The organism is Falsiruegeria sp. JB4-1, from assembly GCF_055693495.1.
On sequence record NZ_JBVFTZ010000001.1, the window covers coordinates 451,960 to 464,356 of the forward strand.

12 protein-coding genes are annotated in these 12,397 nt (G+C 54.9%); 9 read left to right on the forward strand and 3 right to left on the reverse strand.

Going from position 1 to position 12,397, the window contains the following annotated elements:
• Positions 1-174 precede the first annotated feature (174 nt).
• The 9 genes from ACZ1HE_RS02205 (at position 175) to ACZ1HE_RS02245 (ending at position 9,369) form a co-directional block, all read left to right on the forward strand.
• Positions 175-1,425, forward strand: a complete 1,251-nt coding sequence (locus tag ACZ1HE_RS02205; protein ID WP_472619376.1) for an FAD-dependent oxidoreductase — start codon at positions 175-177, stop codon at positions 1,423-1,425.
• A gap of 13 nt (positions 1,426-1,438) precedes the next feature.
• Complete coding sequence (locus ACZ1HE_RS02210) at positions 1,439-1,696, forward strand: sarcosine oxidase subunit delta (protein ID WP_472619377.1); 258 nt, start codon at positions 1,439-1,441, stop codon at positions 1,694-1,696.
• The gene (locus tag ACZ1HE_RS02215; RefSeq protein ID WP_472619378.1) at positions 1,686-4,553 is read left to right on the forward strand and encodes a 2Fe-2S iron-sulfur cluster-binding protein; all 2,868 of its coding nucleotides are present in this window, start codon (positions 1,686-1,688) and stop codon (positions 4,551-4,553) included. Before ACZ1HE_RS02210 ends, ACZ1HE_RS02215 begins: the two co-directional genes overlap by 11 nt.
• A gap of 1 nt (position 4,554) precedes the next feature.
• On the forward strand, positions 4,555-5,055 hold the full coding sequence (locus ACZ1HE_RS02220) for a sarcosine oxidase subunit gamma (RefSeq protein WP_472619379.1): 501 nt from the start codon (positions 4,555-4,557) through the stop codon (positions 5,053-5,055).
• Positions 5,056-5,073: 18 nt separating this feature from the next.
• Entirely contained in the window at positions 5,074-5,490 is a 417-nt protein-coding gene (locus ACZ1HE_RS02225) for a RidA family protein (protein ID WP_472619380.1), read from the forward strand.
• Complete coding sequence (locus ACZ1HE_RS02230; protein ID WP_472619381.1) at positions 5,487-6,236, forward strand: aspartate/glutamate racemase family protein; 750 nt, start codon at positions 5,487-5,489, stop codon at positions 6,234-6,236. The genes ACZ1HE_RS02225 and ACZ1HE_RS02230 overlap by 4 nt, the downstream gene beginning before the upstream one ends.
• A gap of 84 nt (positions 6,237-6,320) precedes the next feature.
• Positions 6,321-7,250 (forward strand): AEC family transporter, encoded by a 930-nt coding sequence (locus ACZ1HE_RS02235; RefSeq protein ID WP_472619382.1) that lies wholly within the window; start codon positions 6,321-6,323, stop codon positions 7,248-7,250.
• 175 nt (positions 7,251-7,425) lie between these two features.
• Complete coding sequence (locus ACZ1HE_RS02240; RefSeq protein ID WP_472619383.1) at positions 7,426-8,193, forward strand: DUF1013 domain-containing protein; 768 nt, start codon at positions 7,426-7,428, stop codon at positions 8,191-8,193.
• 324 nt (positions 8,194-8,517) lie between these two features.
• On the forward strand, positions 8,518-9,369 hold the full coding sequence (locus tag ACZ1HE_RS02245; RefSeq protein WP_472619384.1) for a DMT family transporter: 852 nt from the start codon (positions 8,518-8,520) through the stop codon (positions 9,367-9,369).
• A 97-nt stretch (positions 9,370-9,466) separates the two neighbouring features.
• Here the strand turns inward: ACZ1HE_RS02245 and recR are convergent, their stop codons facing one another.
• The 3 genes from recR to ACZ1HE_RS02260 all read right to left on the reverse strand — a co-directional run bounded on the left by recR (position 9,467) and on the right by ACZ1HE_RS02260 (position 12,317).
• Positions 9,467-10,057: a recombination mediator RecR gene (recR, locus tag ACZ1HE_RS02250; RefSeq protein WP_472619385.1), complete on the reverse strand. Its 591-nt coding sequence runs from the start codon at positions 10,055-10,057 to the stop codon at positions 9,467-9,469.
• 84 nt (positions 10,058-10,141) lie between these two features.
• Positions 10,142-10,486, reverse strand: a complete 345-nt coding sequence (locus tag ACZ1HE_RS02255; protein WP_472619386.1) for a YbaB/EbfC family nucleoid-associated protein — start codon at positions 10,484-10,486, stop codon at positions 10,142-10,144.
• Between the two features lie 70 nt (positions 10,487-10,556).
• The gene (locus tag ACZ1HE_RS02260; RefSeq protein ID WP_472619387.1) at positions 10,557-12,317 is read right to left on the reverse strand and encodes a DNA polymerase III subunit gamma/tau; all 1,761 of its coding nucleotides are present in this window, start codon (positions 12,315-12,317) and stop codon (positions 10,557-10,559) included.
• Positions 12,318-12,397 lie beyond the last annotated feature (80 nt).

The following is a 12,397-nucleotide window of genomic DNA, read 5'->3' on the forward strand; positions in this document are numbered from 1 at the left end:
GGAGCTTCAGGGAGGCAGTCAGCAGGAAATCCCCGCTGCGCTCTAATTTTCCTATCAAGAAAAAAATTAACTGACAAGAACGAAAATTGTGTGTGCGTCATTGTGCAAGATATGTGCGCCCGAGTCGATGTTTTGCTTGACAGTAAATTACTATTGGTAAAAGTTATTACCATCATGCAAAATTACAATGTCTTCTCACTTGCGCGAAATGCGCTTTCGGGACACCGAAACTGGCCCAAGGCCTGGCGAAGCCCGCCGCTAAAGGATCAGTACGAGGTGATCGTGATCGGGGCGGGCGGTCACGGTTTGGCTACGGCTTATTATCTGGCCAAAGAGTTTGGCATCACGGACGTGGCCGTGCTTGATCGCGGCTGGTTGGGCGGCGGCAATATTGCGCGCAATACCGTGACGATCAGGTCGAACTACATGCGCGATGAGTCGATCCCGTTTTACGTCAAATCAGTGGCCATGTACGAAGGTCTCACGCGTGAGCTGAACTTCAACATGATGCACTCCAAACGCACGATGGTGGATGTGGTTCAGACCTACCCCCGAATGCGCGAGTTGCGACGGCGCCAACTTACAATGGACATCTACGGCTCGACCTATGAACAGATCTCGACCGATGAAGTTCGGCGACGAATCCCGGCCTTGACCGGAGGGGGAGCGGACGCGCGTTTGCCGATCATTGGCGGTATGGTGCACACGGACGCCGGGGTGAACCGGCATGATGCGGTCGCCTGGGGATATGGGCGTGCGATCGATGCGATGGGAGTGGAAATCCATCAACAAACGCCTGTGCTGTCGCTAATACGTGAACCAGATGGCGCAATTGCTGGCGTCGAGACGAGTCGAGGTACGGTACGCGCGAAGAAGGTTGTCGTTGCGGTCTCTGGTCATACGACAACGATTACTGAAACCGCTGGTTTGAACCTTCCTTTGCGAACGATGAACCTGACAGCATTTGTATCCGAGCCGGTTCAACCTTTGGTCGATGTGATCGTCAACTGCCCGGACAGCGGGTTTTACTTCAGCCAATCGGACAAGGGCGAGATGGTGATCGGGGGCGCACCTGACATGGGTCAGAGTTTCCGGCGGGATATCAAGCAGCATGTGTTCGAAGATACGGTGACAGCAATGCTGTCGCTTTTTCCCAGCTTCAAGAAGCTCAAACTGATGCGACAATGGGGTGGGCATCTGGACATCGCACATGATGCCTCGCCGATTATGTCAGCGACGGATGTAGACGGGCTTTTCGTCACCGCCGGATGGTGGGGTGGCTATAAAGCGATCCCGGCAGGTGGGCTTTGCCTTGCGCATCTGGTGGCAAAGGGACAGCCGCACCAACTGATGCAGGAATTCACTTTGAACCGGTTCAAGACCCTGGATTTCGTTATGGAATCTGGCACCACGACTGCGCGATGAAAGGGCTAGAAACATGATGACGATCTCATGCCCCTTTTGCGGGGCCCGCAGTGAAAGCGAATTTGTCTACGGAGGACCAGTTGCAGCTGATCGGCCAGATCCGAATGCTGTGACCGATGCTGAATGGGTTGAATACCTGACTATCGTGCCAAACCCATTAGGTCCGGTTGAAGAAAAGTGGTGGCACGCTCGCGGGTGTGGCGAATGGCTAACCATCTGGCGAGACACGCGTACCCACGACATTGTAGAGGCGCCAAAAAATGCAAGTTAATCGGCTTTCTTCGGGTGGGCGGATCAACCGGGAGCGTCCAGTCACCTTTTTCTTCAACGGTAAGGCGTATGAAGGATTTGAGGGCGATACGTTGGCCTCGGCACTTTTGGCCAATGGGGTCCGGGTTACAGCACGCAGTTTCAAATATCATCGGCCGCGCGGTGTTGTCGGACACGGGGTCGAGGAACCCGCGTCGCTGGTAGAACTCGAAGGCGGCGATGCCTCGGCCAACCAACCGATCACAACAGTGCGGATCCGTCAGGGCTTGAGGGCCAAATCGGTCAACTGTTGGCCTTCGCCCGAATTTGATGTGGGCGGTGTCAACCAATTGCTGACCAAGTTCATTCCGGCAGGGTTCTACTACAAAACGTTCAAATGGCCTGATTGGCACTTGTTCGAGCCCTCAATTCGGAAGGCCGCGGGCCTCGCTGCTGCTCCTGCCAGCCCACCCGAGCAGGGCCATTTTGAAGCACGAAATGCGCACTGTGATGTTCTGATAGCGGGTGCCGGACCGGCTGGATTGCAGGCCGCTTTGGACGCTGGCCGGGCTGGCAAGCGTGTATTCTTAGCTGACGAGGGAACTGAAGCAGGTGGCAGTCTGCTCGGGCGAACCCTGACAATAGCCAATCGCCCTGCCATGGATTGGGTTCGCGATGCTGTGGCCGAGCTCGCGGCAATGGAAAATGTGATCCATTTCCAGAACTCAACAGTTTGGGCGTATCGTGAGCACAACCTGATAGTGGTCAACGAACGACAGCCTGAAAATCCATCGCTTAACGAACGCAGTTGGCGTGTGCGGGCGCGAGAGGTGGTGATCGCCACAGGGGCCACAGAGCGCTCTATGGTCTTTGCAAACAACGACAGGCCCGGCGTCATGCTGGCATCGTCCTTGCAGGTCTATGTAAACCGCTACGGCGTTGTACCGGGTAAACGGGTTGTTCTCTTTGGCAACAACAATTCGCTTTACTCCGTGGCAGCCGACCTGAAGGCGGTTGATGTCGACATGAAGGCCATTGTTGATAGCCGTCAAACGATTCCGCCTGAAGCTCTTGCTGCAGTTCCCGGAATTGAGGTGATGTCGGGCACGGTTGTAAGTGGTGTCAAAGGACGCAAGGGTGTGACCGGAGTTTTCGCACGCCCTGTCACAGGCGGGCAAGCCCGATTGATAGACTGTGATCTCCTGGCTCATTCCGGGGGATTCAGCCCAACAGTGCACCTGTGGTCACAATCTCGAAGCACGCTCAAGTTCGACGAACAGATTGCTGCTTTTGTTCCCGATCAGGCAGTGCAAACTTGCCGCGCAGTTGGTGCTGCAAATGGTCAACTGACACTGAACCAGATCGTCGATGACGCAGATGAGTTGGCTTACGCGATTGAACCGATGTGGCGGGTGACAGTGCCTGGTCAGAAGGGCAAAGCGTTTTTGGACATTCAGAATGATGTCACGGTCGACGACGTGCATCTGGCGCTGCGCGAAGGCTATGACAATGTTGAACACGTCAAGCGCTATACCACTGGCGGGATGGGGATCGACCAAGGTAAGACTGGCAACATCAACATCATCGGTACAGTGGCACTGAAAAAGAGTGTTGCACTGGAAGATGTCGGAACAACGACGTTCCGTTCGCCTTACACGCCGGTCTCTTTTGGTGCGATCTCTGGCATTCGCGAGGGCGGCGTCGTTTTCCCTTACCGGCATACACCGATTACCGAATGGAACCACACCCAAGACGCGTTTATGTATGAGGCGGGAGCACGTTGGCGCCGACCGGGGTATTTTCCTCGTCCGGGAGAGGCATTTCAGGACACAGTGAACCGGGAATGCAAGGCTGTCCGCGAAACCGTTGGGGTTTATGATGGGTCGCCTTTGGGCACGTTCGAGCTCAAAGGGCGGGATGTGGGGAAATTCCTTGATCACATCTATTCCAACATCATGTCATCCTTGAAACCTGGCAACGGGCGGTACGGGCTTATGCTGTCTGACGATGGCTTGATCCTGGATGATGGTGTAGCACTTCGGCTGGATGAACACCGGTGGATCATTTCCACGTCAACCGGCCATGCCGACAGCGTAAACCAGCACATGGAGAAGCTGCTGCAGACCGAGTTTCCCAATTGGGAGGTGATGATCACAACCGTCACAAGCCAATGGAACAACGCCACAATCTGCGGACCCAAGGCGCGCGATGTCATGGAGGTGCTTGGCACTGACATCGATCTTTCGAATGAGGCATTTCCATTCATGGCCTTTCGAGACGGCACAGTTGCAGGGCTGCCTGCTAGGGTTGTTCGGGTGAGTTTCACTGGCGAGTTGTCGTTTGAGGTCAATGTTGCCCCGCGACATATGCGTGAACTGTGGGACAAGGTTCTGGCCGCAGGCGAAAAGTTTGGCGTCACGCCGGTTGGTTCCGAAGCGAACCATGTCCTGCGTGTCGAAAAGGGGTTTCTATCGCTGGGGCACGAAGTGGACGGCACCGCGGACGCCTATGACCTTGGCATGGGGTGGATCATGTCCAAGAAGAAACCTGATTATTTGGGTAAGCGATCAGTTGAATTGCGGCGTAAGTCTGGAAAGGTCAGGCGTGAATTGGTTGGCGTTCTTCCCGAAGACCCAAACGATCAGATCCCCGAGGGCGCTCCGCTGACCCCACAGGGGCGTAAAGAACGCACCGAGGGGTTGGTCACTGCCTGCGTCTGGAGCGTTGTTCATAATCGCTGGTTGGGGCTTGCCCTTCTGGATGGCGGCCACGACAGGCACGGAGAGGTGGCACATGTGCGCCTTCGCGACCGAACCATCCCGGTCAAGATCACCAAACCGGTGTTCCATGATCCCGAAGGCAAGCTGTTGAGGTCCTGATATGAGCTATGATGTCACTATTTCCCGTCAGGAACTGTCTGCACTTTTTGACATTAAGGCCCGATCAGTTCAGGCGATGATTGACCACGCCGGGGCACATCTACCGCCGCTGCCTGAACGGGCAAACAGCAAGACAACGTTGGCGGGAGCAGATCTTGCCCTCGTGGGGCGCAATCGCTGGCTGCTCCGGGCTCCGATTGTGCAAGAAGACGATTTGTTGACAGCCTTATCACCCGCAGCGGCACCGTCGGACGTCAGTATTGTTCGGGTTTCTGATACGTTGACGTTCTTCAAGATCGAAGGGGTCGATGCCGAGCAGATCATGGCAATTGCTTGCCCGATGGACTTGCACATATCGGTCTTTGGACCTGATGCCGTAACCTATACCGAGATTTTTGGTCAGAAGGGTTTGGTCCAGCGCTGTCCCGGAGGTTTCGAATGCGCAGTCGAACAGAGTTTTGGAGATATGGTTCAGGAGTATTTTGACCGCGCCAATGCCTGACCATCAGGGAGGATTCACATGGCACGCACCCACATACATAAGTATCAAACCCGCTATCACGCCCAGGCGACGTATTCCAAAGCCATCCGGGCACGCGGCGATTTTGTGTTCATGCAAGGCCAGGTCGGTACATTGTTGGATGGTACGTTGATTGGCGAAGGAGACCCCGGGGCTCAGGCCGATCAGGCATGTCGGAATATTCAGACCTGGATGGAAGAGGCAGGTGGCAGTCTAAGGGACGTTTGCAAACTGACAGTCTACGTAACCGATATCAGCTATCGGCCTGCTGTGTACGACGCCATCAATCGCTGGTTCGAAGGTGTCCATCATTGTTCGACGGGGGTGGTTGTTCAGGGTTTGGCGGATCCGTCCTTGCTAGTTGAAATTGATGCCATGGCCGTGATTGATGATACGGAACACCGGGATCGCGAATGATTGTTCGTGGTGGTACGGCATTGCAGGGGTACAGCGTTGGTATCCTTAAGTTTGAAGGAAAGCGCTATCCGCTGCCTCCTGGCGATATTGCGAACCCAACAACCTACCCGTTCCCTGTTTTGATCCGCGAAATTCCGGGTGTTTCCACAAACCCCTCACCGCCGGTCGAGTCAAAGGACGGACAGCTGTGCGAACTGACGCAAAAATGTATTGCTGCGGCCCAACAGCTCGAAACTGACGGTGTGCATTCGATTGCGATGTGCTGCGGATTCTTTTCGTTGATACAGGAAAAAGTGGCCGCGTCGGTTCGAATACCGGTTCTGACGTCGCCCTTGATCATGTTGCCCGTCATTCACCAGATGCTGCCGCCGGATCAATCTGTTGTCGTTGTGACCGCCTCAGAGGCGCAACTGACCGATCCGTACTTCTCAGCCATCCGTAGCGACCGTGCAGACCGCATTGTGGTAGCTGGCCTGGACAATGCTGCAGCCTTCAATTCGATCTGTATGGGAGGAACGTCTACTTCGGTTGACTTGAATGCGTTGCGTCAGGAAGTTCTGGATACGATTGTTTCTGCCCGCGACGCCAACCCAGACATCGGAGCAGCCCTTCTGGAATGTACCACTCTTCCACCATTTGCTGTCGATATCCGTGCAGAGATAGGGATACCCGTATTTGATTTTGTTGCCTGTATAGAGTGGATGCACCGAGCGATTATTCCAAAGCGTTACGAGGGATATATGTGACCGTCCGATGTGACTCAATTGGTCACCTTGTAAAGCTGACGGGGGTTTCGTAGGCAACAGATCCCTCAAATTGAGATATAAGCGATGCTGGTCACCCTAACCTCGATCTTGCCAATATTCCTGATCATCGCTCTTGGCTTGGCGCTGCGAAAAGGCGGAATTCCAAGTACGGAATTCTGGAACGTTAACGACAAGCTCGTCTATTGGGTTTTGATGCCTTGTCTGATGTTCAACAAGGTGTCGTTGGCAGAGTTGAATAACCCGAACCTGATGCCCTATGCGATTACGCTGGTGAGCGGGTTCTTTGTGGCGGTTGGGTTTGGGGTTGCCACTGCAAAGGCCTCAGGAATGGCCGCGCCCCAAGGGACATCAGTCCTGCAAGGGAGTGCCCGAAACAACGCATTTGTGGCCTTGGCCCTGTCGGCCAGTTTGTATGGGCCACCCGGATTCGAATTTGCGATTCTCGCATCCGCAATCCTCATTCCGGTCACAAATGTTGTCATGGTGGTGCTGATGGTGTCGGCCCTTCAGCCGGGTCGAAAGTCGAATTTGCCATTGGCTATTTTGCGTGATCTGGTGCGGAACCCTCATATTATCTCGATTAGTCTGGCATTGGTGGTCAACCGTTTCGTTGGCACAGAAATTCCGGTACTTCATGAAACGACGCGGGTGCTTGGTTTGTCGGCTTTGCCAATTACTCTTTTGGCCGTTGGGGCCAATCTGCGAGTGCGGGCTATGGCTGCCAGCGCGTGGCCACTTGTATTGGCATTTCTGGGAAAATTGGTTGTCTTTCCTGCAGCTGTTCTCGCCATTGCGATGGTCCTTGCGTTACCCTATGACCTGCTGATTATCGCTGTCATTTATGCGATGTCTCCGACAGCGGCTTCGTCTTACACTTTGGCGCGCCAACTGGGCGGGGATGCGCCGTTGATGGCTGCAATTGTTACATTGCAGACGCTGTTGGCAATCTTGACCATCCCCATCACAATTCAGATCCTGGGCTATCTTGGTTGAGTTCGGCCCAATGCCACTGCTGTTCTCAAAATGTTGAATTCCGTTTCCCTCTTTCATTGTTTGCGCAAAACGACTATGTGCTCTGTGAGTTCCCCGAAAATGGAGACCTGCCTTGGATCGCCAAGGTGCCTGTTTCAGGCGGCGGGGAAGATGTGTTTTTAAAGGAGACGTTCACATGGCAAAACCGTTGATGGCCAAGGCGACCGCCGTGTGGCTGGTCGACAATACCACGATCAGCTTCAAGCAGATTGCGGACTTCGTTGGTATGCACGAGCTGGAAGTACAGGGCATCGCAGACGGCGATGTGGCTGCTGGCGTGAAAGGGTTCGATCCTATCGCCAACAACCAGTTGACGCAGGAAGAGATCGACGCCGCGCAATCCAGCCCGCTGCACAAGCTGAAGCTCAAGTTCAACCCGGCTGCATCGGGTGAAGAGAAGCGCCGCGGTCCTCGCTACACTCCGCTGTCCAAACGTCAGGACCGCCCGGCCTCGATCTTGTGGCTGGTCAAGTTTCACCCAGAGCTGAGCGACGGCCAGATTTCCAAGCTGGTAGGTACGACCAAGCCGACAATTCAGGCGATCCGCGAGCGTACGCATTGGAATATCGCCAATATCCAACCCATTGACCCGGTTGCTTTGGGGCTGTGCAAACAGTCCGAATTGGACAAGGCTGTTCAGAAAGCCGCAGCCAAGAAAGCTGCGGAGGGCGGCGTAATGAGCGACGACGAGCGCCGTAAGCTGGTGTCGACCGAGCAGTCGTTGGAAATGGACGCGGAACCCAAGATCCCGACAGCAATTGAAGGTCTGGAGACCTTCACGCTTAGCGGTAACGATGAAGAAGAAAAAGACAGTGATCCCATCGTGGATGCTGACAGCTTCTTTAATCTGCCAGCGGGCGAAGAAGAGGAAGAAGAAGACACCTCTCACGACCCTCGTTATTGAGCAAATTCTTCGGGTCGGGCGATTTTCTGTTACGCCGACTCGTTTGACGAATAAAGAATATGAAAAGGCCCACCATTGTTGTCGATGGTGGGCTTTTTCGTAAAATGCTTGTGCTATCGATCCTCGATATCCAGCTGCGCCACACTTCAAACACTGCACCTCTGCGTGCGAGTGTGTTGTCGGCCTTACTGTGACGATGCGGTGGGCGAAACCCGAAGTTCCTCGACCAGTCGGAAATCAATCTTGGCTTCCGTGTCCTATGCTGACACACAGTTGTCAGTCGCGCTTCTGTAGATCTGTCAGCTGACAGACAGGAGACACGGTGTGAGGCAGAACATTTCACGACAAGAGAATATTGGCGTTGCGATGGTCGTGATTTCGGCCGTTGTATTCAGCACTGCTGGGATTTTCACGAAAGGCGTTTCCGCCGGAGCTTGGGACATCGTCTTCTGGCGCGGATTGGCGGCAGCCGGTTTCACGCTTTTTTATTTGGCACTTAAGGGTGAATTGGTCGAACAGGCACGGAAATTTTACGGCCCGTCCGTGGCGGTCGCGGTGTTGGGGGCTGCTGGAACGGCGGCGTTTATTCCTGCCTTCAAGCTAAGTTCGGTCGCTAATGTCTCGATGATCTATGCAGCTTCACCATTCCTTGCGGCGGCGTTGACGTGGTTGACCATTGGCGAGCGTCCCTCATCCAGAATCATGGCGGCTAGTTTGTTGGCGAGCTTTGGGGTGGTTGTGATATTTTGGGGTGCGGGTTTGCAGGGTCATATTGGTGGAGACCTTCTCGCGCTTTGGATGACGTTGATGATGGCGAGTATGATGGTTGTCTATCGCATTTGGCCGGAAACCCCAGCAGCATTTCCGGCTGCTATGTCGTCTTTAATGTTGGTGCCATTCGGGCTGGGATTTGGAAACCCCCTTCATGTGAGCGGAAGTGACATCGCTGTAACGCTTTGGTTTGGGCTGTTCTTTGCCGTCGCTTCGGTCACGTTGGCGGAAGGTGCACGTCGGCTCCGTCCGGCAGAAACGGCCTTACTATCGACGCTGGAGATGCCTCTTGCGCCGTTGCTTGCGTGGTTGATTTTGACCGAGCTTCCGACTGTTCAGACAGCGGCGGGTGGCATCGTCATTTTTGCAGCTGTTCTTTGGTCTCAACGAACTGCAGGCAGCTAGAGCGTGTTGGGAAGAATTGATTTCAAAGCCTTTGCCTCTCGTCTTCGATTCAAGCGCGACTTTGAACAACCGTGTTTCCAGCTAAACGCAACACGCACTAAATCTCTTTTCGGGCCTGCATCGCTGCAGAGATTGTGCCGTCATCCAGATAATCCAATTCTCCGCCGATCGGGACACCCTGAGCCAGAGATGTCAGACGAACACGGTTTTCCAGTTGATCGACGATGTAATGCGCAGTCGTCTGCCCATCTACTGTGGCATTAAGTGCGAGAATAACTTCGGTGATACCCTCTGCCAGAATACGGTCTACCAATCGGGGAATGCGCAATTCATCGGGACCAATTGCGTCCAATGCTGAAAGGGTTCCACCAAGGACGTGATAGCGCCCTTTAAACACACCGGACCGCTCCATCGCCCAAAGATCTGCAACATCTTCGACAACGCACAGCTCACCCGTTGCGCGTTTCTCTGAGGTGCATATCTCGCAAATGTCCGTCGTCCCGACGTTCCCGCAATTCAAGCATTCCCGCGCTGTGGCTGCGACTGTTTGTATTGTGTCGGCAAGAGGTGTGAGCAAGAGAGCCCGCTTGCGGATCAGATGTAGTACTGCTCGCCGGGCCGACCGGGGCCCAAGCCCCGGTAATTTGGCCATCAGGTCGATCAGGTTGTCGATGTCAGTGTTGCTCATCTGCCCCGCCTCAAGACGTGTGTTTCAGTCATTCTAGGGCGGTGCGCGGATCAGGTCGAGGGCGCAAGCGCGCCCTGAGAAACTCTAGAAGGGTAGCTTGATGTCTTTAGGCAGACCCATACTTTCGGTCAGCTTTGCCATCTCATCTTGTGCTTTATCGGCAGCTTTGGTTTGCGCGTCTTTGATGGCAGCCAGGATCAGATCCTCAACTACTTCCTTGTCGTCGCCGTTAAAGATCGAGGGATCGATGTCCAGGCCTTTAAGCTCGCCTTTGGCCGATGCGGTTGCCTTGACCAAGCCTGCACCGGATTCACCTACAACCATGATGTTGTGCAGTTCGTCTTGCATATCAGTCATCTTGGTCTGCAGTTCTTGCGCAGACTTCATCATTTTGGCCATGTCGCCCAGGCCACCAAGTCCTTTGAGCATCTCGTGTCTCCTAGCAAATGTATTTTGGGGTAGATACGGGCCGCCCCCCTTATGTGCAAGGGTTACGCGATCACTCGTCGTCGAATGGGTCCCATTCGTCTTCCACCTCGGGCAAAGCTTCGGTTTCGACCTGAGCAGCACGTTCTTCGGGGGTTTGAATATGAGTTATCTTCGCTTTCGGAAATTCCGCTAGAACCGCCTGCACCAGGGGGTGGGCCTCGGCCTCGGACCGTAGTTCATTCTCGGCCGCATCGCGTATTTCCGCGATTGTCGGCGCGTCACCATCTGAAATAACAGAGACGGCCCATCTGTTGCCGGTCCATGATTGCAAGCGGCTACCAAGACGCGCGGCCAGATCGCGGGGCGCAGTGTCAGCGGGAGTGAACTCAATCCGGCCGGGTTGATAAGCCACAAGTCGAACACCGGTTTCCACGTCGACCAAAAGCTTGACGTCACGCTGTGTACGGATCAATTCGACGACATGTTCAAACGTGGGATAACGGGCTAAAGCGGTAACTGTGTCATGTGCCAACGCAGTGACCGGTGAACCACTGCTGCCTCCGCTGTGCGGAGATCCTTGTGCGTAGGCCGTTGTTCCGACAGTGGCAGGCGAACCGTTACCTGGAGCCGGTATGCCCCCTCCCGGGTTCGGCTGTGGCGGAGGCGGTGTGTCCTGAAGCTTGCGTATCAACTCTTCGGGGCTTGGAAGATCGGCAACATGGGTCAGGCGGATCACCGCCATTTCTGCAGCCATCATCGCATTTGGCGCGGCAGCGACTTCTTCAAGGGCTTTAAGAAGCATCTGCCACATCCGAGTAAGAACGCGCATTGGCAACGCCTCGGCCATTTGGGCGCCGCGCGTGCGCTCGTCCGGTGAGATTGTCGGGTCCTCGGCCGCATCCGGTGTGATCTTGACCACCGACACCCAGTGGGTGATTTCGGCCAGATCTCGAAGTACGGCCAACGGATCTGCACCCTCAGCATATTGAGCACTCAACTCGGTCAACGCACCTGCCGCATCGCCACGCAGTATCATATCCATTAGATCCAGCACGCGGCCCCGATCTGCGAGGCCGAGCATGGCGCGAACTTGATCTGCTGTTGTTTCGCCCGCTCCGTGGCTGATCGCCTGATCGAGGAGCGAGGTGGCGTCCCGTGCCGACCCTTCTGCCGCGCGGGTGATCAGAGCCAGTGCGTCATCTGTGATCTCGGCGCTTTCAGCCGTTGCGATTTTACGCAATAGCGCAATCATATCTTCCGGTTCGATCCGACGTAGGTCGAACCTTTGGCAGCGTGACAGCACCGTAACAGGCACCTTGCGGATTTCAGTAGTCGCAAAGATGAATTTCACATGCGCAGGAGGCTCTTCGAGCGTTTTCAGCAGTGCGTTGAAAGCGCTGGTAGACAGCATGTGAACTTCGTCGATGATGTAAATCTTGTAGCGGGCCGAAGCGGCACGATACCGGACCGAGTCGATGATTTCGCGGATGTCACCAACGCCCGTGCGGCTGGCAGCGTCCATTTCCATCACATCCACGTGACGGCCTTCCATAATGGCCACACAATGCTCACACTGCCCACAAGGTTCAGTTGTTGGCTGTCCCTGGCCATCCGGTCCGATGCAATTCATGCCTTTGGCGATGATCCTGGCCGTCGTGGTTTTGCCTGTGCCTCGAATACCGGTCATTACAAAAGCCTGGGCAATTCGATCCGCCTCAAAGGCATTTTTTAGCGTCCGGACCATAGCGTCCTGACCAACGAGATCGGCAAAGGTTTCCGGGCGGTATTTACGTGCCAGGACCTGATAAGGGGCGGGTGCGGTGTCGGTCATGTTTGCTCAGTGGGATTCGTCATGAGGTCCTAGCGTAGATGGACGGGCGATCGGCGTCCACAGCGGCCTACACCGAATTT